Below are 20,025 nucleotides of genomic sequence, written 5' to 3' on the forward strand. Positions count from 1 at the left end.
AAGGGGGGGCTTTATGAAAGGCGAGACAAAATCTAGATGACGAATATCTGCCGCAAATACCTTTGACAATCAATTGCATGTATCCGCATGGGCGCACCGCCACTTCAGGAGCTTTTCCATTCGAAAACCTTATTGCGCCGTCTCGGCCAGATGGCTATGCTGCGGCCGTCATTGGGGAGTAGCCGCCCTCGGGTTCAGAGGGGGATGCGTCAACACAATTGGGACCACCTTCAACGGGAGGCGGCCCATGGCGCATCAAGGAAAGTGGCGAGACCTTTGGCTGGCGTCCCTCGACATTGGGGTCGGGCGGGACACCAGGCCATTGGTTCAATTGCCCGATCCCCCAGGATGATCTTCATGGAAGCGGTTCTGATTTCCCTTGCGGTGGTGGCCGCCGCCGAGATTGGCGACAAGACTCAACTCCTGGCCTTGCTGCTGGCCGCCAAGTTCCGCAAGCCGGTGCCGGTGGTGGCCGGAATCTTCGTCGCCACTCTCTTGAACCATGGCATCGCCGCCGGAGTCGGGGTGGCGGTGGCCCAATGGATGGGGCCGGAGATACTGCGCTGGATCATCGGCCTGTCCTTCCTGGGCATGGCGGCATGGACCCTGGTTCCCGACAAGATGGACGACGACCCCAGGATGTGGGAGCGGGCGGGGGCCTTCGTCGCCACCACCGTCTCATTCTTCCTGGTGGAAATCGGCGACAAGACCCAGGTGGCGACGGTGGCCTTGGGGGCTCGCTTCGGCGATATGGTGTCCGTCACCATGGGAACCACCCTGGGAATGCTGATCGCCGACGTTCCGGCGGTGTTCATCGGCGGCGCCATGGCGGATCGCCTGCCGCTGCGTTTGGTGCGCACCGTCGCCGCGGCGTTGTTCGCCATTCTCGGTGTTCTGGCCCTGATGGGATACGGCGGCGACCTGATGTAGAAAAAGGCCTCCTCCAAGGGAAGAGGCCTTTTGATTTCAATCCTTTGGACGGCGAAACTCAGAACGGGATTTCGTCGTCCATGTCGGCGGGCGGTTCCCAGCCCTGACCGCCGCCACCGCCACCGCCGCCACCACCGCTTTGGCGACCGCCGCCGCCGCCGCCCTGGCGACCACCATCGTCATAGCCGCCGCCACCACCGCCGCCGCCGTCACGGCCGCCCAGCAGGGTGAGTTCGCCCTTGAAGCGGCCGATCACCACCTCGGTGGAGTATTTCTCCTGGCCCGATTGGTCGGTCCATTTGCGGGTTTGCAGCGCGCCTTCAACATAGACCGAGCTGCCTTTCTTCAAATAGCGCTCGGCGATGTCGGCCAGATTGGGATTGAAGATGACGACCCGGTGCCACTCGGTCTTTTCCTTGCGCTCGCCAGAGGCGCGGTCCTTCCAGGATTCCGAGGTGGCGATGTTGAGATTGACGATCTTGGACCCGTCCTGCGAGGTGCGAACCTCGGGATCGCGGCCCAGATTGCCCAAAAGAATGACCTTGTTGACGCTGCCGGCCATGGCGCTGTGGCTCCCCTTGAAAATGCAGGGGCGGATGGTACTGCATGAGGTGCGCGGGTGAAAGAGACTAATGCTTGGCCTTGGACGGCGAGGCGGGCAGCAGTCGGCCCAGCAGCGATGCCAGCGCTTTCACATAGGCGGCGGCGCCCGTGCGGTGCATGCGCAGATTGATCTCGCCGCCCTTGACGAGGCGAAAGCCCAGGGTGAGGAACTCCTCGTCGGCCTCGGGGCGCACCGTCCATTTCTCCACCTGGATGGAAGGCGCCGGGGGGCGCGCCGAGGCCGGTTCGCCATCGGCCAAGCGCCCGGCCTGTTCCAGCCAGGACGACAGGATGGCCAGTTGGTCCAGCGGTAGGGTGACCACGGTTTCCTCGCCGGATTCGTCGAGCAGGACAACCCGGACGCCGTCTCCGGTATCGGAGGTCCGGGCGGACAGAACCTGCTGGGCGGCGATGATTCTCTTCATTCCAATGGCCCCCTTGGTCACCTTGGCATTATGCCACACCCACACGGTTGTCGCACTGCACGATATCTGGTAGCGTGCGCCACCGTGGCACTCCAGCCACCCCAAACTCTGGTTTCCTTTAGAAAACCGACGGGAAGAATTCGTTGACCACGCCGCCTGCGTCGCCACAGTTCGATATCACTCCGGTCACCATCGAAGACGAGATGAAGCGCTCCTATCTCGATTACGCCATGAGCGTGATCGTGAGCCGGGCGCTCCCCGATGTCCGCGATGGGTTGAAGCCGGTTCATCGCCGTATCCTCTTCGCCATGAAGGAAGCGGGATACGACTATAACAAGCCGTTCCGCAAATCGGCGCGCATCGTCGGCGATGTCATGGGTAAGTATCACCCCCATGGCGATTCCTCGATCTATGACGCCATGGTGCGCATGGCGCAGAACTTCTCCATGCGCCTCATGCTCATCGACGGGCAGGGCAATTTCGGCTCCATGGACGGCGATCCGCCAGCCGCCATGCGCTACACCGAGGCCCGATTGGCCCGCTCCGGCCATGCCCTGATCGAGGATATCGACAAGGATACCGTCGATTTCCAGGCCAATTACGACGAATCCACCCACGAGCCGGTGGTGCTGCCCGCCCGCTTTCCCAATCTGCTGGTCAATGGCGCGGGCGGCATCGCCGTCGGCATGGCCACCAACATCCCGCCCCATAATCTGGGCGAGGTGATCGACGCCTGCTGCGCCTATATCGACAACCCGGATGTGACGGTCGAACAGCTGATGGAGCTTGTTCCCGGCCCGGATTTCCCGACGGGCGGCACCATTCTCGGCCGTTCCGGCATCCGCGCCGCCCAGACCACCGGGCGCGGCTCGGTGGTCATGCGCGGCCGCGTCCATATGGAGGAAGTCCGTAAGGACCGCGAAGCCATCGTGGTCACCGAGATTCCCTATCAGGTCAACAAGTCGCGCATGCTCGAGCAGATCGCCGAACTGGTGCGCGACAAGAAGATCGAGGGCATTTCCGACCTGCGCGACGAATCCGATCGCGACGGCGTGCGGGTGGTGATCGAGATCAAGCGCGACGCCATCGCCGACGTGGTACTGGCCCAGCTCTACAAGTTCACCCCGCTGCAGACCAGCTTCGGCGTCAATTCGCTGGCGCTGAACGGCGGGCGTCCCATGATGATGACGCTGCGCGACATCGTCGCCGCCTTCATCGCCTTCCGCGAGGAGGTGATCACCCGGCGCACCATCTTCGAACTGGGCAAGGCCCGCGACCGCGCCCATATCCTGGCCGGTCTCGCCATCGCCGTGGCCAATATCGACGAGGTCATCCGCCTGATCCGCGCCGCCCCCGATCCCGGTACCGCCCGCGAGCAACTGATGGGGCGCGCTTGGCCGGTGGGCGATGTGGGGCCGCTGATCGATCTGATCGACGAACCCGGACGCGGCATCGTCGATGGCAAGTATTCGCTGTCCGAGCTTCAGGCCAAGGCGATCCTGGATCTGCGCCTGCACCGTCTGACCGGCTTGGAGCGCGACAAGATCGGCGACGAGCTGCGCGAGATCGGCCACCAGATCGAGGAATACCTGCGCATCCTGTCGTCGCGGCCGCGCCTGTTCGAGGTGATGAAGGGCGAGTTGCTGGAAATCCGCGAGCAGTTCGCCACGCCGCGCCGCACCACCATCGAGGAAAACGAGTTCGAAGCCGATATCGAGGACCTGATCGCCCGCGAGGACATGGTGGTGACGGTGACCAATACCGGCTACATCAAGCGCGTCCCCCTGTCTGCCTATCGTGCCCAGCGGCGCGGCGGCAAGGGCCGGTCCGGCATGAACATCAAGCAAGAGGATTTCCTCAACCAGGTGTTCGTGACCAGCACCCATACGCCGGTGCTGTTCTTCTCGTCCACCGGTATCGCCTACAAGCTGAAGGTCTACCGCCTGCCCTTGGGCAACCCCCAGGCGCGCGGCAAGGCCATGGTCAATATCCTGCCGCTGGATGAAGGCGAAACCATCTCCACCGTCATGCCGCTGCCCGAGGATGAAAGCACCTGGGGCGACCTGCATGTGGTGTTCACCACCTCGTCGGGCGATGTGCGACGCAATCTGCTGTCCGACTTCACCGAGGTGCGCGCCAACGGCAAGATCGCCATGAAGCTGGGCGAGGGTGAACGCCTGATCGCGGTGCAGACCTGTTCCGAGGCCGACGACATGCTGCTGGCCACCCGCATGGGCAAGGCCATCCGCTTCCCGGTCCCCGAGGTCCGCGTCTTCAAGGGCCGCGATTCCACCGGCGTGCGCGGCGTCCGGCTGGAGGCGAGCGACGAAGTCATCTCCATGTCCATCCTGCGCCATGTGAACTACGATTCCGAAACCCGCGACTCCTATCTGCGCGGCGATATGCCCGCCGACCAGATCGAGAAGATGGCGGCGGAAGAGCAATACATCCTGACCGTGACCGAGAACGGCTTCGGCAAGCGCACCTCGTCCTACGAGTATCGCATCACCGGCCGCGGTGGCCAGGGCATCGCCAATATCGACATGACCGACAAGACCGGCCCGGTGGTGGCCTCGTTCCCGGTCGATCACGAAGACGAAATCATGCTGGTGAGCGACGGCGGCAAGCTGATCCGCATGCCGGTGGATGATATCCGCATCGTCGGACGCCGCACCCAGGGCGTGACCCTGCTGCGCACCGCCGAGGGGGAACGCGTGGTATCGGCCGCGAGGCTGTGCGACATCGCCGGCAATTCCGATGACGGCGAGGATTCCGACGAAGGAGCGGAGGATGCACCCGAGAGTTTGGCGGGAGGCGAGGATGCCTAAGCGCGTCGGCCTTTATCCCGGTACCTTCGATCCGGTCACCAATGGCCATCTCGACATCGTCGCCCGCGCCGCCCGCGCGGTCGATCACCTGATCGTCGCGGTGGCTGGCAATGCCGGTAAGGGACCGCTGTTCACCCTGGCGGAACGCCTCGAAATGGCCGAGGCCGAGATGGCCGACCTTGCGCGCAATATCGGCGCCAGCATCGAGGTTCGCTCCTTCGACACGCTTCTGGTGGATTTCACCGCCCAATGCGGCGCCAATCTGATCGTGCGCGGCCTGCGTGCCGTCTCGGATTTCGAATACGAATTCCAGATGGCCGGCATGAACGCCCGGCTGTCGCCCGAAATCGAAACCATCTTCCTGATGGCGTCGGAGCGCTGCCAGTTCATCTCGTCGCGCTTCGTCAAGGAGATCGGCCGTCTCGGCGGCGATATTTCCCAGTTCGTCAGCCCACGGGTGAAGGGCAAGCTGGACGAGAAGTTCGGTTCGTAAGAAACCGCCAAGAGCAATGGAGGACCGCGTGGACGCCGAAAACACCCTGTACCTGGACCTGAAGGACGGCCGCGTCGTCATCGAGCTGCGCCCCGACCTTGCGCCCAATCATGTGGCGCGGATCAAGGAACTGGCACGCGAGAAGTTCTATGACGGCCTGAAATTCCATCGGGTGATCCCCGACTTCATGGCGCAGACGGGCTGCCCCAAAGGCACCGGCACCGGCGGTTCCGGCAAGAACCTCAAGGCCGAGTTCTCCAAGGAAAAGCATGTGCGCGGCACCTGCTCCATGGCGCGCGCCGCCAGCCCGGATTCCGCCGATTCGCAATTCTTCATCTGCTTCGGCGACACCCCGCATCTCGATCGTCAATACACGGTCTGGGGCTTGGTCACCGAAGGCATGGACTTCGTGGATTCCATCAAGAAGGGCGCCGGTCGCGGCGGTTCGGTGGACAGTCCCGATTGCATCGTCCGCCTGCGCGTCGCCGCCGATTCCGAGGATTGATCCGCCATGACCACTCTGTTCAAGCGCATTGCCATCGCTGCCGCCGCCCTGCTGTTGGCCGCCCTGCAACCGGCCCAGGCCGCCAGCCCCGAGGATACCTGGGTGCTGGAACTGTCGTCGGGCAAGGTGGTGATCGAGTTCCGCCCCGATCTCGCCCCCAAGCATGTGGAGCGCATCAAGGAACTGACCCGCAAGGGCTTCTATGACGGCACCCCGTTCCATCGCGTCATCGACGGCTTCATGGCCCAGGGCGGCGATCCCACCGGCACCGGCACCGGCGGCTCGGGCACCAAGATCCGCGCCGAATTCACCGGCGAGCCTTTCGTGCGTGGCGTGGTCGGCATGGCGCGTTCCGCCAGCCCCGATTCCGCCGATTCCCAGTTCTTCATCATGCTGGGCTCGGCCCCCAGCCTGGACGGCAAGTATACCGCCTTCGGCCGGGTGGTCGAGGGCATGGAATTGGTCGATCGGATCAAGAAGGGCGACTCCAGCGAAAACGGCATCGTCTCCAAGCCCGACAGGCTGATCCGCGCTCAAATCCTGGCCGACGCCAAGAAGTAGATCCCGCATTGACGAGGGGCGTTCGCCTGCCTATGGTGAGCGCCCTTCTCAAAAGGGCCCGTAGCTCAGTTGGTAGAGCAAGCGACTTTTAATCGAGAGGTCCCGGGTTCGAGTCCCGGCGGGCCCACCACTCTCGTCTCGATACCGCAAGGGGTTGACGCCATGTCAGCCCCTTTGTCATGTCTGCCCCTTCGTTACATCTGGCCCGGCTTGGAGACGACGAAGGCCGTCAAGACCTGGACGGGGGATTCCACCGCGCCGATCAGGTCCTGGGCGATGGCGATCACCTCAAGGCCGTATTCGGCACCCTTGCCCGTCAGCTTTTCATAGAAGTCGAGATTCCAGCCGTTGGCCAGCATCTGCAATTGCTGCGCCTTGGAATGGGGTGCCGAGGCGTTGACCTGAAAGCCGAACGGTTCAAAGAAAATACAGGTGACGCTGCCCTTGATCGCCGCGATGGCCTTGAAGATATCCGTGTTGAACGGCTGGCTGTAAATCATTGTCGCGGCTGAAAAAAGCAGGATGTTCCCATAAGCATCCAGGTTGGGAAGGACCGGATCGCGCAGGTCGAAGGCGGCGGTCTCGAACTGAAGTTCGGGCTCCAAGCGCGCCAGCCGCGCCGCCAAGGCGAGGCCGGAGCGGGAATAGTCGCAGGCGATATAGCGTGCGGTCTTCGTCGCCCCGGCCAGCCACATGTCGAAGATCTGGCGGCCATATCCGGCCCCCAGCTCGATGACGCAATCCATCTCCTTGGACATGCGGGCCAGCAGCCGGTCGCGCCGGAAGTCGAGAAGGGCGGGGGCGCGAATGGAGGTTCCGGCGACGATCAACTGGTCGTTGATTTCCAGGGTGGAAATGGCATCCGGCGGCGGCGGTCCCTCCACATAAAAGCTGGTGGCGCCGTCGCTCTTCATCTGGTGATGGCGTTCGTAGTCATCGAACCGGGCCTGGACGCGGGCGAGGGAATGCTCCTCGGCCAGTATTTCGTCAAATACCTTGGTTCTGGCAGTCCAGAAGAGGTCATAACGCGTGGCCCAATCCTGCATATCCGTCCTCTTTCGCCCTACGTCCGTCCGATCATGGCCACCATGATACGTTCCGCCCGCTCGGTCCAGGTATGTCCGGCCTCGTAGGCGGGAAGGGCGGCGGCGGCCATGGCTCGGGCCTGATCGCCGCCCAAGGCGATCTCGACCAGGTCTCCCACCTGTCGGGGGTCATCGTAAAACAGGATCGACTCCCCGTGAACGAAGTCCTCCGCCAGGAACGAGGACCGGTTGGTGACCACGGCGCAGCCCGCCGCCATTCCGTACCAAATCCGCTCATGGGATCCGGCGGGAAATTTCTGGGTGACGTTAATGACCACCTTGGCACGGTGCATCAAGTCGCGCCCCTGGAAGAACGACCGATCGAAACCATGCAGGATGGCACCGTCGGGCATTTGCTCCACCAAATCGTCCGGCACATAGCCGACGACGTGAATACGCGCCGCTCGGATGGACCGCAGGGCGGCGAGCCGGGCGAGACGTTGCGATTCATTGGTGGCGAGATCGAGCAAGGGCTTGATTTCCAGCGGATCAAGTCGACCGAACTCGGCGAGGACGGCCGAAAACGGATCGGTGCAGGATAGGGCGATGCCTCGCCCGATCTCTACGGCGCGGGCCTCCATGGGCGTTCGAGGAATCGCTTCACCGAGCAAATTGCCCACGAACAGGACATCAATGTCCCTGGGTGAAGCCGCGATGACGTCCGGCGGTGGCCCGCCATGGGGAATAAAGACGGCGGGAGCCCTTAGGTAATCTCCGATCCGACAATGCTCCCGATCGATAAGGCCAAGCACCGTCCGAGCGCCGGGGGCCAGCAGGCGCGGATGACTGACCGGGTGATCGACGATCAGCGAAAGTTTCGGAAAATCGCCGGTATCGATCTTGGCATTGATATCGACGGCGAAGGATCCGCTTTGTCGAATGACGGCAGGATCCAAGGCCAAAGGCGTGCGGCCGTCGAGCATGGTCAGCAGGCAGGGCTGTTCCAGGTCGCGAAACCCCTGGGCAAGATCCCTCAAGAACTGGTTTACGGTATCGGCGCTGTCCGCATGGCCGAACAGCAGAACGGTTCCGGGCACTGGCGCTCTCCATGGACCGGCGTGGGGACGTAAGCTTAACAGGCCGCATTACCATGCGCGAGCGCGGGCTTTTGCCTGCGAACCGGTGTTAATCCCATCTTCACGCGTAACTGCTACTCTATAACGAAGCTCAATCCCCATGGTGGGGACGCGCTGCCGTCAGAATGACGGAGGTTGCCATGATCCCGCGTCTCATGCTCGCTGCTGTCGCCGCATATCTCGCCGTTGAAGGCTATTCCGTCCTGACGGCCCCACCCGGCCTTATCCGTGAAGCGCTGGAGAAACTTCTGGCCCGAGAACTGGCGGATTCGGAAAGCGCGCATTGCTGATTTGCCTTGGATGAACCCCCGACCTATGATCATCGGCCTATGCATTATGCGGCTGGGTGATGGCTGATTTTTCCGGATTTGATACGCCTCATGACGAAGGGGCCATTTGGCGGGACAGTCTTCGGGACTGTTCAATCTTTACCTCCCATCTCTATGACAATTGCGTCGGTGCTTATCACGCCTTCGACGGATTGCCGAAGCTGGTGGAGGGATTGCGCCTGCTATCCATCAATGCCGGTCTGGTGTCGGCGCGCGCCGGTGATTACGGCAGATCCGTCCGGGTTTTGACCAATTTCGCCACGGAATCCGTAACCCGACTCCAGCAGGCGCTGCCGCGCATGCTGATGCTGAAGCGCGACACCTACGAGATTTCTGGCGGAATCATGCGCGCCATCAACGATATCGACAAGATCGAGGCCGCCGGTACCTTGATCCTGCGGGGGCAGGGCGGGCAATCGGCGGCACTTACCGCCATGGGTCGCGCTTGGCGTGTTCGGATTCGCGCCATCGGTGATGCCGCCAATGGGCTGCGGCGCACCAATGATCAGTTCGCCGCCATGGTGAAACTGGCCCGAGAGGTCATGCTTCAGACCGAACTCATCGCCGCCAATATCGCCATCGAAGCCACCGATGCCGGGCCATGGGAGGTCGAATTGACAACCATCGCCGATACCATTCGGGCACAGATGGAGGATTTGCGGCGCATGGTGGACGAGGCCGGGCGCAATTTGCGAAACGCCACCGAAACAATCGTCGCGCTGGCGAGTCTGGGCAGCCGCGGGCAATAGGGAAGGGACTGTCTGAGCCATGAAATGCACCGAGCTTTGGGCACAAGGCGACCACCGCTGGCTGGCTTTCGCCGATGACCCCGCCAAGCCGGACAACGTGATCGACACCAACCAACTGGTGGTGGTCGGCGCGCAGGGCTGCATGCTGATGGATCCCGGCGGCGTCGAGGTGTTCCCCGCCATGGTCGCGGCGGTTACCCAGGAAGTGTCGGTGGATCATATCCGGCATCTGTTTCTCAGCCATCAAGACCCCGATGTATCCTCGGCGCTGCCGCTGTGGCGGCAGGTCTGTCCGTCCGACTTGACGACTCATGTCTCGTGGATGTGGACAGGATTCGTCAGCCATTTCGACCGGGCCGCCACCTTCGATGCCATTCCCGACGAAGGTTGCGAAATCGAAATATCGCCCGAGCTGCGAGTCCGGGTGCTGCCCGCCCATTACCTTCATTCGCCTGGGAACTTTTCCATTTACGACCCGGCGGCCAAGATCCTGTTTTCCGGCGATATCGGCGCCGCCCTGGTGCCCAGGGACAAGCGCACCAGCATCTTCGTGGAGGATTTCACCGGCCATATTCAGTATATGGAGGCGTTCCACCGGCGCTGGATGGGATCACCGGCCGCCCGCGACAAATGGGTCGCCATGATCCGCCGACTCGACGTGGATATTCTCGCCCCCCAGCACGGCTTGCTGTTTCGGGGGCCGGATGTGGGAAAGTTTCTCGATTGGCTGGCGGAGTTGCCCCTTGGCAGCGGTCTTGACTCCTTCGACGTGGCGATCGCCAAGCTGGATTGACATTTGACGCCGTCAACCGCACTGTCAACGCAGTGTTGACGGGGGCGACGTGGATCTCTTCGAGCAAATAAGCGAGGACCGCCAGGACAAGGCGCTGGATCGCCTTGAAACCATGCTGGCGCTTTACGAGGCCGAAAGCGAGATCGAACAGGATCTGGCCCTGGAACGGGCCACGGCCTATTGCGAACGTGAATGGGGCAGCTACGCCGCCGGGCTCGATGGTCTGGCCACCCGCACCGAAGCGCGCGGGGCGGGGGCGGTCGAAACCGCCATGACCTCGCTACGGCTGCGGGAGGAAGGCGACACCCCCGGCTCCATCATCCAGGCCATGCGCCAACAACGACGACGCGAGCGCGGCCTACTGGGGGAGCGCGAGGCGGTGATCGCGCTCTATGGCGGGGAGGAAGCGGTGGCATCCCCCACGCCGTTCGAAACCATCTTCATCGCCGCCTGCGCGTCCCTGGCGGAGGAGGGGGCGCAAACTGACCCCTTCGCTCCCTTGGCCGGTTGGCAGTTGCCCTGGCATCCCCTGCCGGACACTCTGGCGGTGGCGGTCACCACCGCTTTTCCCCTGCCCGGGACGGTGGTCGCGGCCCGCGCGGAATGCCTGAAATGGGAGGAACGGCTGCGACATCTGGAACTGTTGTTTCAGTGTCCCGGATCGGGAACGCTGCCGACCGCCTGCGCCGCCCGCCGCAAGCTGGTCGAGGATCTGTGGCGTCGTGACGTGAACGCGGCCAGTTTGGACGATTTTTCGGCGAGGCTGGATTATTGGGCCGAACGAGGCGGCGATGACGGAGGAGGATACGCGGTTCTTCTTCGCGATTTCGCCGCCATGGCCCATGGACTGTCGGCGAAGAGCTCGCGCGAAAGCACCAAGGACCGGGCGCGACGCCTGAAGTCGGAGCATCCCGAATGGTCGCTGGCCACCATCGGCAAGCAGCTCGGCATATCCCGCCAAGCCGTTCATAAGCACCTAAAGGGCTTCAACACAGCGGTATGACCGGTTGGCGTCCGTGGATTTGATCTGTATGGTGCTTAAATCCGCCCTCTGATACCGGATTACAGGTCTAGTACAACGGGTCGCCAAGGGGGCGGCGGTATGGACAATTCCATGGAAGTGAGGCTCTGAGCCATGGCCCGTAAGCCCTTGCCCCGCCACGTCATCGGCGCGATCAGCGTCGCCATCGGATTTTTCGGCGGCATCGCCTTGCTGCTGATCCTGCCGCAGAAATTCGGGGTTTCGCCCAAGCTGACTGGTTTCATCGCCCTGGGGGTGTGGATCGCCTCCACCTGGGTGTTCTGGACCGGCGGCAAGGAGAAGCCGGCCGCCAAGGATGAGACACCGCCCCCGCAAGCCGGATGACCGCCATGCGCAACCATGCCTGGACCGCCGCCATGCCGGGAGTCTTCGTGCTGTTGTGGAGCACCGGCTTCATCGGCGCCAAATTCGGGCTTCCCTATGCCGAGCCTTTCACCTTCCTGGTGGTGCGCTTCGTTGTGGTAGTGGTGCTTCTCGGCGCCATGGTCGCCGCAAGCAAGGCCGCGTGGCCCCGCGACCTCAAGTTGGTCGGGCATCTGGCCGTATCCGGGCTGCTGGTCCACGCCATCTATCTGGGCGGCGTATTCGGCGCCATCCGCCTCGGCGTTCCCGCCGGACTGGTGGCCTTGGTGGCGGGGTTGCAGCCGCTGCTGACCGCCGCCGTGGTGGGGCCCCTGCTGGGCGAGCATGTGGGGTGGCGGCAATGGCTGGGTCTGGGCCTGGGGTTGATCGGTGTCGCCATGGTGCTGTCGACCCGCCTGACGGGGGTCAGCTTCGACGGCTTCGGCTGGGACGGCATGGCTTTCGCCATCGCCGCCTTGCTGGGCATCACCGCCGGAACCCTCTATCAAAAACGTTTTTGTACCGGAATGGATTTGCGGACCGGGACTCTGATCCAGTACCTGGCGGCCCTTGCGGTCTCGCTTCCGGTTGCCATGACGTTCGAAACCATGGAAATCCGCTGGGCCATGCCGTTCGTTCTGGCCCTGGGTTGGCTGGTGCTGGTGCTGTCGCTGGGCGCCATCAGCCTGCTGATGACCCTGATCCGCCTGGGCGAGGCGGCCAAGGTCGCCAGCTTCTTCTATCTGGTGCCGCCCATGACGGCGATCCTGGCCTTCCTGCTGTTCGGCGAGGCCCTGACGCCGCTGGCCCTGGCCGGAATGGCGGCGACGGCGGTGGGAGTCGCCCTGGTGGTGCGGGCGAAGGCTTAGCGTTCCGTCATGTAATCCATCAGACGGCGCAGGAAGGTTTCGCACTGGGCGACCTGATCCAGGGTGATGAACTCGTCCGGCTTGTGAGCCTGCTGGATGCTGCCGGGGCCGCAGACCACGGCGGGGACGCCTGCGCGTTGGAACAGCCCCGCCTCGGTGGTGAAGGCGACCTTGCTGGTGTCGTTGTTGCCGGTCAGCGCGCAGACCAGGGCGACCGCCTCGTGGTCCGGGCTCATATTGAGACCGGCGGTGCTGTTGTGCTCGTCCAGCATGATGCCGGAATCGGGGGAGACCTCCAGCATCTCGGGCACCAGATCCTGGGCCCAGCCGCGCATCTCCGCCATCAGTTCTTCCGGGTCGTGATCGGGAAGATTGCGGATCTCGAATTCGAAATCGCAGACCTTGGGCACGATGTTCAAGGCGGTACCGCCGCGAATGGTCCCGGTGTGGATGGTGGTATAAGGGGGCTGGTAGCCGGGATCGAAGGGTCCGCTCTCGCGAATGCGTCGTTGCAGTCCACGCAGGCGCGACACCAGTTCGGCGGCGATCTCCACCGCGTTGACGCCCTTGTGATTGAGGGCGGAATGGCATTCGTGGCCTTCCACGTGGCAGCGCACGCTCTTTTTTCCCTTATGGCCGATCACCGCCTTCATCTCGGTGGGTTCGCCGACGATGCACAGGCGAGGGGGGATGGCGAGATGGCCCAGATCGTCGATCAGGCGCCGCACGCCGACGCAACCGATTTCCTCGTCGTAGGAAAAAGCGAAGTGAACCGGCATGGACAGCCGCCGCGCCGCGAATTCGGGGGCAAGCGCCAAGCAGACGGCAATAAAACTCTTCATGTCCGAGGTGCCACGGCCGAACAGCTTGCCGTCGCGTCGTGTCACCGCGAATGGGTCGGAAGTCCAGTCCTGGCCGTCCACCGGCACCACGTCGGTATGGCCCGACAAGACGATGCCGGGACGGTCGGACGGCCCGATGGTGGCGAATAGATTCGCCTTTTGGCGCGCATCATCCCAGGTCAGGTGAATTTCCGCTCCAAGTTGCGACAAAACGTCGGATGCGAATTCAGTTAACATTAAATTAGACTTGTAGCTCGTAGTATCGAACGCCACTAAATGTTCGATCATGTCGATGCTGGAAAAGCGTTGTGCCGCCGCATGGTTTTTCAAGGACGTATTCTCGCTGGTGATGGTCGCCGGTCGCACTCCTCGGGGAAGCCGCCGAGAATTGGACCATGCCGCCATTCTAAGTCTGGAAGACGGTGCGACGCCAGGATATCCGCCGCGTCTACCCAGATTGGGCTATGGCCCCGGCCATCGGAGGACGGTATTCTGTCGCTATCGCAGATTTTTGGGGATGGGCGGTTTGTCAAGGTTCGGAAAGGGAGCGTGGGTTCGATCGCCCGCGACGCTTTGGCATGAGTGATACAGGCGAGGGGCGGGCGGAAGGCGCCAAGACGCAAACCATCAGCATCGCCTCTCTCTCCACTTTGAAGGGCAACTTGTTCGACCTCACCATGGGGTCGTTGTTTCTCAATATCCTGGGCCTGGCGCTTCCCATGGCGCTGTTGCAGGTTTACGACCGCATTCTGCCCAACAAGTCGGTCGGCACCATGGTTCTGCTGATGGGCGGCGTTCTTGGCGCGCTGATGCTTGAATCCACCCTCAACTTCTGCCGCTCCTATATCACCGGCTGGGTCGGCGCCAAGTTCGAGCACAAGGCGGGTTGCACCGCCCTGGATCATCTGGTGATGGCGGGCATCGACGATTTCGAGAAGGACGGTTCCGGCGCCCATCTGGAACGCATGGGAGCGCTGCCGACGGTCCGCGAATTCTATGCGGGCCAGGCCATGCTGACCCTGCTGGATCTCCCCTTCGCCGTATTGTATCTCAGCCTTGTCGCCATGATGGGCGGATGGCTGGTGCTGGTTCCCATCGCCTTGCTGGTAGCCTTCGCGGTGACCGCCATCGCCATCGGCACCCAATTGCGCGGGTCGCTGCAAAAGCGCATGGTCGCCGACGACCGCCGCTTCAATTTCATCATCGAGGTGCTGGGCGGCATTCACAGTGTCAAGGCTTTCTCCATGGAAGCCCAGATGGTGCGCCGTTACGAGCGTCTCCAGGAAGCCTGCGCCGAGGGCGCCTACCGGGTTGCACTGCACAGTTCCACCGCAATGGGCGTTTCGTCCTTCTTTTCCCAGGCCACCACCATCTGCGTCGCCATGGTCGGCGCCCTGGTGGTGATGGACGGCGATATGACCACTGGCGGTCTGGCGGCCTGCTCCATGTTGGCCGGTCGCGCCATGAGCCCGCTGCAAAAGGCCCTGGGCGTATGGACTCGATTCCAGTCCTTCATGCTGGCGCGCCATCGCCTGACCGAATTGTTCACCCTGCGGCCGGAAGCGCCGAAGGGCTTGCCCAAGGTCGGTCAGATCAAGGGCGCCCTGGAATTGGAGGGCGCCAGCTTCCGCTATGGCGAGAAGCTGCCCTTTATCATCAAGGACGCCAATATCGCCATTCGGGAGGGCGAGTGCATCGCCATCTCGGCCGGCAATGGCGCAGGCAAGACCACCTTGCTCACTCTCTTGCAGGGAACCCTGCGTCCCACCGTGGGACGGCTTCTGGTGGACGGCGTGCCTGCCTCTGATTTCGAGCCGCAAAGCATGCGCGACCAGATCGCCTATCTGCCGCAGGCAGGCGAGCTGTTCCAGGGCACCATCCTTCAAAACCTCACCATGTTCCGTAAGGAATTCGATGACGTGGCGGTGGAAACCGCCGGTCTGCTGGGCCTGGACGAGGTGGTGGCCACCATGGCGCTTGGCTTCGATACCCCGGTGGGCGACGGCGCCTATGATTCGCTGCCACGCGGCATCAAGCAGCGCATCGCCATCGCCCGTTCGCTGGTGAACAATCCGCGGGTGGTTCTGTTCGACGAAGCCAATACCGCCGTGGATACCACCGGCGACAATTTCCTGCGCGTCTGGTTGGAGCGGGCCAAGGGCAAGCGTACCTTGGTGCTGGTGACCGCCCGCCCAAGCTTGGCCAAGATGGCGGATCGGGTGTTCGATCTGAATGCCGGTGTCCTGACCCCCAAGGCGCCGCGCGAGGATCGCGGTGGCGCCGCGCCCCAGACAAGCATGCCGCCGGGGCTGCTTCCCCAGGGAGGTCCGGCATGAATAAGGCGCTCGCCACCTCCAGCACGCCGTCCAAGCCCAACCAAAGGGCTATCGAGCAATACGAACAGCAACTGGCGCAAAACGCCTTGGGCGGGTTCTCGGCCGCGTCCGATCTGGCCGCCTGTCTGCTGCCGCTGCTGAAATCGCTGGGCTGGAAGGGCGATCCCCGCCATGTGGCGGAATCACTGCCGCATTTCGCCAATGACCTGGATCTGACCGGGTTGCGCAATGTAATGGCGACGCTCAACTTTTCCAGTCGTCCGGAAAAGCTGGCGCTGGAGACGATCGATTCCCGCCTGCTGCCTTGCCTGTTCCTGCCCGATGACCTGCCCGCCATGGTCATCAAGTCCATCACCGACGAAGGCGAGGCCGAAGTGTTCGACAGCGCCGAGGGCGCCAGCCGCACGGTCGATCTCAGCACCTATAAGGGAACCGCGTATTTCTTTACCAATTTGGGCGGCGATGCCGCGGCCGCCAAACCGGCCAGCTGGTTCAAAAGCGTGTTGGAACGCTTCCGTCCGCTGTATTGGCAGGCTTTCTTCGTCACGCTGATCTTGAATGTGTTCTCCCTGTCGACACCGCTGTTCGTCATGTCGGTCTACGACAAGGTGATCGGCGCCTCTTCGCTGTCCATGCTCGCCGCGCTTTCCATCGGCGTGACGGTTGCCTTGATCGCCGACGCGGTATTGCGTGAAGTGCGCGCCCGCGTGCTGGCCTTCGTCGGCGCTCGGCTCGACAACATCATGGGCAACAATATCTTCCAGCATATCCTGGCATTGCCGCCGGGCTTCACCGAGCGCGCCACCATCGGCGCCCAGGTGGCCCGCATCAAGGACTTCGAGTCGGTCCGGGAGTTCTTCACCGGCCCGTTGGCCACCGTTTTCATGGAATTGCCTTTCGCCTTTTTCTATTTCGCCGTCATCGCCATGCTGGGCGGCGTTATCGCCATCGTCCCCATGATCGCCACCGTTATTTTCCTGATCGGCGGCTATCTGGTGATGCCCATCGTGCGCAAGAATGTGGGCATCGCGTCGCGGGCCGCATCGCGCCGCCAGGAATTCATGGTCGAGACCCTGGGCAAGATGCGCGCCGTCAAACTGGCCTCGGCGGAACATACCTGGGTCAAGCGCTATCGCGAGATGTCGGCACGGGCGGCCTATGGCGGTTTCAAGAACGGCCTTTTCGCCGCCATGATCAGCACATTGTCCAATATTCTCATCATCTCGTCGGGCTTGGCCACCATCTCGGTGGGCGTCCTCGGCGTTATCGACGGGGCCTTGACCATCGGCGGCCTGATCGCCGCCATGATGCTGGTGTGGCGGGTGTTGTCGCCCATTCAGACCGGCTTCACCATGATCCAGCGGGTCGAGCAGGTGAGGGGGTCCATCCGTCAGATCGACGGCTTGATGGGCATCAAGCCCGAACGCGACCCAAAGGCCATTGTCGCACCGCTGAAGAATGTGAAGGGCAGGGTGGTCTTTTCCCGCGTTTCGTTGCGCTACACCAACGAGGCTGATCCGGCTTTGGTCGGCGTCTCGTTCGAGGTGGAGCCGGGCGAGGTGGTCTGCGTCACCGGGCGCAATGGCTCGGGCAAGTCCACGGTCATCAAGCTGTTGCTGGGCCTATACGCGCCGCAGGCCGGCAATATCAAGATCGATGCCGCCGACATTCGCCAGATCGACCCCATCGAGTTGCGGCATATGATTTCCTATGTGCCCCAGGTTTGCAATTTGTTCTTCGGCTCGGTGGCCCAAAATCTGCGTCTCGCCAACCCCACGGCCACGGACGCCGATATCCGCTGGGCCTGCGACCAAGCCGATGTATGGGATGAAATCGCCGAACTGCCGCGTGGTCTCGAGACGCGGATTGGCGAAGGTGCCGCCGACCATCTCCCCACCAGTTTCATCCAGAAGCTGTCGCTGGCACGCGGCTATCTGAAGCGCAGCCCGATCATGCTGTTCGACGAACCCGTCAACGGCCTGGATTTCGAAGGCGACCGCACCTTCATGCAGGCCGTGGAGAATTTCCGCGGCCAGTCGACCATCTTCATGGTGACCCACCGTCCCAGCCATCTCCGCATCGCCGACCGAATCTTGGTGTTCGACGGCGGCTATCTGCGACTCGCCGGTCCCGCCGAAGAGGTGAGGGCACGCATACCCCCGGATCTGATATGAGCAATAGCCAAAGCCTCGCCAATATTCCCAATCCGGAAAACCTGCCGCAACCCGTGGCGGCCAAGCCGGCCATCAAGATGTCATCGCGCCAGTCGCGCCATTTGGCCCAGGCCGTGGTTCTGGAGGAAAGCGGAACCTCGGCCCTGGTGCGCTTCACCATGATGGTCGCCAGCGCCACCACCTTAGCCTTCGTCATTTGGGCTGCTTTCACCGATGTACCGGAAATCGCATCGGCGGAGGGCCAAGTGATTCCCAGCGGACAGGTGCAGTCCATTCAACATCTGGAAGGCGGCATCGTTCAGGAAATCGTAGTCAAGGAAGCCGAAGTCGTCGAGGCTGGCCAGATCATCCTGAAGCTTAATCCCGCCCAGGCCATCTCCGACTTGGAACAGACTCGCGCCCGCGAAGCCACTTTGCTGATCAAGGCGGAACGGCTGCGCTCCTTCGCCGAGGAACGCAAGCCCGACTTCAGTTCCATGCCGGCCGGCTATGACCGTTTGGTCGCTGACAATACGGCAATTTTCAACAGTCAAAATCAGGCCCGTGACACCGCCCGATCGGTCATCAGCTCCCAAGTCGATCAGAAGCGATCCGACCTGCGCCTATTGCAAAGCCAGGAACAGTCGCTGCGCGAGCAAATGGGGCCGTTGCAGGAAGAGATGACCATGCGCCAGGAACTGGTCGCCAAGGGTCTCGTCTCCCGCGTGGTCTATCTCGATACCAAGCGCGAATTATCGCGGGTCCAGGGCGAAGTCGCCCGCCTGGTGGGACAGGAAGTCACCGCCAGGGGTGCCCTGATGGAAGTGGAAAACCGCCTGATCGACAGCAACTCGGCGCTGCAAAAGCAAACCATGGACGAGCTGGGCGTCACCGTGAACGAATTGGCCCAGGTGCAGGAGAGCATCGGCCGTCTCGAAGACCGCGTCAAACGGCTCGACGTCATCTCGCCGGTTCGCGGCATCGTCAAGGGATTGGCGGTCAAGAACCAAGGCGCCGTCATCCAGCCGGGCGGGCAGGTTTGCGACGTGGTTCCCATCGAGGAAGAGATGAAGATCGACGCCAAAATCAACACCAAGGATGTCGGCCATTTGAAGGTCGGCCAGCCGGTGAAGGTCAAGGTCACCACCTACGACTTCGCCCGTTATGGCGCGGTTGAGGGGACGCTGACCAAGATCTCGGCGTCCAGCTTCACCGACGAAAAGGGCAATCCTTATTTCAAGGGGGTCATCGCGCTCCACAATAATTTTGTCGGCAAGGTCTCGGGCCGCTACATGGTGCAGCCCGGCATGTCGGTCACGGCGGAAATCATCACCGGCGACAAGACCCTGCTGCAATACATGCTCAAGCCGATCTTTACCCAGATCCAACAGAGCTTCCATGAGAGATAAGGACGTGACCGAGGCCGCTTCGCTGATCCCCAAGCCGGGGATCAGCGGACGCCTGCGGGCCTATTTCTTCGCTGGCATCCTGGTGTCGGCGCCCATCTCCATCACGTTCTACATCGCCTGGAAATTCATCAGCTTCGTCGATGGCCAGATATCGCCTCTGATACCGCCATCGCTCAATCCTCAGGATTGGGCGCTTCCCGGTTTCGGGCTGGTGATCGCGGTGGTGGGGCTGACCTTGATCGGCGCGGTGACCGCCAATTTCGTCGGACGCCTCGTGGTCCGGCTTTCCGAGGCCATACTGGACAGAATGCCGGTCATCCGGGGCATCTATTCGGCCATCAAGCAGATTTTTCATACGGTGCTGGGCCAAAAGGCGGATGCCTTCCGCGAGGTCGTACTGATCGAATATCCCAGGGCAGGGGCCTGGACGCTGGGTTTCATCACCGGCGCAACCGGCGGCGAAGTCCGGGCCTGCTTCGACGAAGAGATGGTCAACGTCTTCGTCCCAACCACGCCCAATCCCACCTCTGGCTTTCTCCTGTTCGTGCCCAGGACGCAGGTGAGGGTGCTCGACATGGGAGTCGAGGACGGCATCAAGATGGTGGTATCGCTGGGAGTGCTGTCGCCGCAAATGGACCAAACGGCCCCTTGAAGG

20 protein-coding genes, 1 tRNA gene and 1 riboswitch are annotated in these 20,025 nt (G+C 62.5%); of the genes, 16 read left to right on the forward strand and 5 right to left on the reverse strand.

Annotation, left to right across the window (positions count from 1 at the left end; all coding sequences use genetic code 11):
- The first annotated feature begins 161 nt into the window (after window positions 1-161).
- Window positions 162-345: riboswitch (yybP-ykoY riboswitch) on the forward strand.
- Between the two features lie 12 nt (window positions 346-357).
- Complete coding sequence (locus CU669_RS07860; protein ID WP_112143668.1) at window positions 358-930, forward strand: TMEM165/GDT1 family protein; 573 nt, start codon at window positions 358-360, stop codon at window positions 928-930.
- Window positions 931-988: 58 nt separating this feature from the next.
- Here CU669_RS07860 and ssb read toward each other — a convergent pair whose 3' ends face one another.
- Both ssb and CU669_RS07870 read right to left on the reverse strand, forming a co-directional pair.
- Window positions 989-1,492 (reverse strand): single-stranded DNA-binding protein, encoded by a 504-nt coding sequence (gene ssb, locus CU669_RS07865; RefSeq protein WP_112143403.1) that lies wholly within the window; start codon window positions 1,490-1,492, stop codon window positions 989-991.
- A 67-nt stretch (window positions 1,493-1,559) separates the two neighbouring features.
- Window positions 1,560-1,958, reverse strand: a complete 399-nt coding sequence (locus CU669_RS07870) for a hypothetical protein (protein ID WP_112143670.1) — start codon at window positions 1,956-1,958, stop codon at window positions 1,560-1,562.
- Window positions 1,959-2,101: 143 nt separating this feature from the next.
- Here CU669_RS07870 and gyrA point away from each other — a divergent pair, with 143 nt between their 5' ends.
- The 5 genes from gyrA to CU669_RS07895 all read left to right on the forward strand — a co-directional run bounded on the left by gyrA (window position 2,102) and on the right by CU669_RS07895 (window position 6,475).
- On the forward strand, window positions 2,102-4,786 hold the full coding sequence (gene gyrA, locus CU669_RS07875) for a DNA gyrase subunit A (RefSeq protein WP_112143405.1): 2,685 nt from the start codon (window positions 2,102-2,104) through the stop codon (window positions 4,784-4,786).
- Window positions 4,779-5,279, forward strand: a complete 501-nt coding sequence (gene coaD, locus CU669_RS07880) for a pantetheine-phosphate adenylyltransferase (protein ID WP_112143407.1) — start codon at window positions 4,779-4,781, stop codon at window positions 5,277-5,279. The genes gyrA and coaD overlap by 8 nt, the downstream gene beginning before the upstream one ends.
- 28 nt (window positions 5,280-5,307) lie before the next feature.
- A complete protein-coding gene (locus CU669_RS07885) occupies window positions 5,308-5,784 on the forward strand; it encodes a peptidylprolyl isomerase (RefSeq protein ID WP_112143672.1) in 477 nt (158 codons plus the stop codon).
- Between the two features lie 15 nt (window positions 5,785-5,799).
- Window positions 5,800-6,345, forward strand: a complete 546-nt coding sequence (locus CU669_RS07890; RefSeq protein ID WP_112143674.1) for a peptidylprolyl isomerase — start codon at window positions 5,800-5,802, stop codon at window positions 6,343-6,345.
- 54 nt (window positions 6,346-6,399) lie between these two features.
- A tRNA-Lys gene (locus CU669_RS07895) sits at window positions 6,400-6,475 on the forward strand.
- Between the two features lie 64 nt (window positions 6,476-6,539).
- Here the strand turns inward: CU669_RS07895 and CU669_RS07900 are convergent.
- Both CU669_RS07900 and CU669_RS07905 read right to left on the reverse strand, forming a co-directional pair.
- Window positions 6,540-7,391 carry a hypothetical protein gene (locus tag CU669_RS07900; RefSeq protein ID WP_112143409.1) on the reverse strand — a complete coding sequence of 284 codons (852 nt, stop codon included), beginning with the start codon at window positions 7,389-7,391 and terminating at the stop codon, window positions 6,540-6,542.
- Between the two features lie 17 nt (window positions 7,392-7,408).
- A complete protein-coding gene (locus tag CU669_RS07905) occupies window positions 7,409-8,467 on the reverse strand; it encodes a glycosyltransferase family protein (RefSeq protein WP_112143411.1) in 1,059 nt (352 codons plus the stop codon).
- Window positions 8,468-8,646: 179 nt separating this feature from the next.
- Here CU669_RS07905 and CU669_RS21345 point away from each other — a divergent pair, with 179 nt between their 5' ends.
- From CU669_RS21345 to CU669_RS07935, 6 genes are all read left to right on the forward strand, one after another.
- A complete protein-coding gene (locus CU669_RS21345; protein ID WP_161539613.1) occupies window positions 8,647-8,796 on the forward strand; it encodes a hypothetical protein in 150 nt (49 codons plus the stop codon).
- Between the two features lie 59 nt (window positions 8,797-8,855).
- On the forward strand, window positions 8,856-9,584 hold the full coding sequence (locus tag CU669_RS07915; protein WP_146747696.1) for a hypothetical protein: 729 nt from the start codon (window positions 8,856-8,858) through the stop codon (window positions 9,582-9,584).
- 19 nt (window positions 9,585-9,603) lie between these two features.
- Window positions 9,604-10,377: an oxygen-binding di-iron domain-containing protein gene (locus CU669_RS07920; protein WP_112143417.1), complete on the forward strand. Its 774-nt coding sequence runs from the start codon at window positions 9,604-9,606 to the stop codon at window positions 10,375-10,377.
- 49 nt (window positions 10,378-10,426) lie between these two features.
- Entirely contained in the window at window positions 10,427-11,380 is a 954-nt protein-coding gene (locus CU669_RS07925) for an HTH domain-containing protein (RefSeq protein ID WP_112143419.1), read from the forward strand.
- Between the two features lie 132 nt (window positions 11,381-11,512).
- Complete coding sequence (locus CU669_RS07930; protein ID WP_112143421.1) at window positions 11,513-11,743, forward strand: hypothetical protein; 231 nt, start codon at window positions 11,513-11,515, stop codon at window positions 11,741-11,743.
- Window positions 11,740-12,630: a DMT family transporter gene (locus CU669_RS07935; RefSeq protein WP_205119396.1), complete on the forward strand. Its 891-nt coding sequence runs from the start codon at window positions 11,740-11,742 to the stop codon at window positions 12,628-12,630. Before CU669_RS07930 ends, CU669_RS07935 begins: the two co-directional genes overlap by 4 nt.
- Here the strand turns inward: CU669_RS07935 and argE are convergent.
- Window positions 12,627-13,877 carry an acetylornithine deacetylase gene (argE, locus tag CU669_RS07940; protein ID WP_112143423.1) on the reverse strand — a complete coding sequence of 417 codons (1,251 nt, stop codon included), beginning with the start codon at window positions 13,875-13,877 and terminating at the stop codon, window positions 12,627-12,629. The two genes, CU669_RS07935 and argE, sit on opposite strands and share 4 nt — an antisense overlap.
- 173 nt (window positions 13,878-14,050) lie before the next feature.
- On the opposite strand from argE, the gene CU669_RS07945 reads away from it, so the two are divergent.
- The 4 genes from CU669_RS07945 to CU669_RS07960 are packed head-to-tail and all read left to right on the forward strand — an operon-like array spanning window position 14,051 to window position 20,022.
- Window positions 14,051-15,808, forward strand: a complete 1,758-nt coding sequence (locus CU669_RS07945; RefSeq protein ID WP_112143425.1) for a peptidase domain-containing ABC transporter — start codon at window positions 14,051-14,053, stop codon at window positions 15,806-15,808.
- On the forward strand, window positions 15,805-17,982 hold the full coding sequence (locus tag CU669_RS07950; RefSeq protein ID WP_112143427.1) for a peptidase domain-containing ABC transporter: 2,178 nt from the start codon (window positions 15,805-15,807) through the stop codon (window positions 17,980-17,982). The genes CU669_RS07945 and CU669_RS07950 overlap by 4 nt, the downstream gene beginning before the upstream one ends.
- Complete coding sequence (locus tag CU669_RS07955; RefSeq protein WP_112143429.1) at window positions 17,979-19,370, forward strand: HlyD family type I secretion periplasmic adaptor subunit; 1,392 nt, start codon at window positions 17,979-17,981, stop codon at window positions 19,368-19,370. Before CU669_RS07950 ends, CU669_RS07955 begins: the two co-directional genes overlap by 4 nt.
- Complete coding sequence (locus tag CU669_RS07960) at window positions 19,360-20,022, forward strand: DUF502 domain-containing protein (protein ID WP_112143430.1); 663 nt, start codon at window positions 19,360-19,362, stop codon at window positions 20,020-20,022. The genes CU669_RS07955 and CU669_RS07960 overlap by 11 nt, the downstream gene beginning before the upstream one ends.
- Window positions 20,023-20,025 lie beyond the last annotated feature (3 nt).

This window comes from Paramagnetospirillum kuznetsovii (assembly GCF_003284725.1).
In the GTDB taxonomy this organism is placed as follows: domain Bacteria; phylum Pseudomonadota; class Alphaproteobacteria; order Rhodospirillales; family Magnetospirillaceae; genus Phaeospirillum; species Phaeospirillum kuznetsovii.

Coding starts and splice junctions, on each gene's coding strand:
- CU669_RS07860 (WP_112143668.1), top strand. CDS start 358: ATGGAAGCGGTTCTGATTTCCCTTGCGGTGGTGGCCGCCGCCGAGATT.
- ssb (WP_112143403.1), bottom strand. CDS start 1,492: ATGGCCGGCAGCGTCAACAAGGTCATTCTTTTGGGCAATCTGGGCCGC.
- CU669_RS07870 (WP_112143670.1), bottom strand. CDS start 1,958: ATGAAGAGAATCATCGCCGCCCAGCAGGTTCTGTCCGCCCGGACCTCC.
- coaD (WP_112143407.1), top strand. CDS start 4,779: ATGCCTAAGCGCGTCGGCCTTTATCCCGGTACCTTCGATCCGGTCACC.
- CU669_RS07900 (WP_112143409.1), bottom strand. CDS start 7,391: ATGCAGGATTGGGCCACGCGTTATGACCTCTTCTGGACTGCCAGAACC.
- CU669_RS21345 (WP_161539613.1), top strand. CDS start 8,647: ATGATCCCGCGTCTCATGCTCGCTGCTGTCGCCGCATATCTCGCCGTT.
- CU669_RS07915 (WP_146747696.1), top strand. CDS start 8,856: ATGGCTGATTTTTCCGGATTTGATACGCCTCATGACGAAGGGGCCATT.
- CU669_RS07920 (WP_112143417.1), top strand. CDS start 9,604: ATGAAATGCACCGAGCTTTGGGCACAAGGCGACCACCGCTGGCTGGCT.
- CU669_RS07930 (WP_112143421.1), top strand. CDS start 11,513: ATGGCCCGTAAGCCCTTGCCCCGCCACGTCATCGGCGCGATCAGCGTC.
- CU669_RS07935 (WP_205119396.1), top strand. CDS start 11,740: ATGACCGCCATGCGCAACCATGCCTGGACCGCCGCCATGCCGGGAGTC.
- argE (WP_112143423.1), bottom strand. CDS start 13,877: ATGGCGGCATGGTCCAATTCTCGGCGGCTTCCCCGAGGAGTGCGACCG.
- CU669_RS07945 (WP_112143425.1), top strand. CDS start 14,051: ATGAGTGATACAGGCGAGGGGCGGGCGGAAGGCGCCAAGACGCAAACC.
- CU669_RS07950 (WP_112143427.1), top strand. CDS start 15,805: ATGAATAAGGCGCTCGCCACCTCCAGCACGCCGTCCAAGCCCAACCAA.
- CU669_RS07955 (WP_112143429.1), top strand. CDS start 17,979: ATGAGCAATAGCCAAAGCCTCGCCAATATTCCCAATCCGGAAAACCTG.
- CU669_RS07960 (WP_112143430.1), top strand. CDS start 19,360: ATGAGAGATAAGGACGTGACCGAGGCCGCTTCGCTGATCCCCAAGCCG.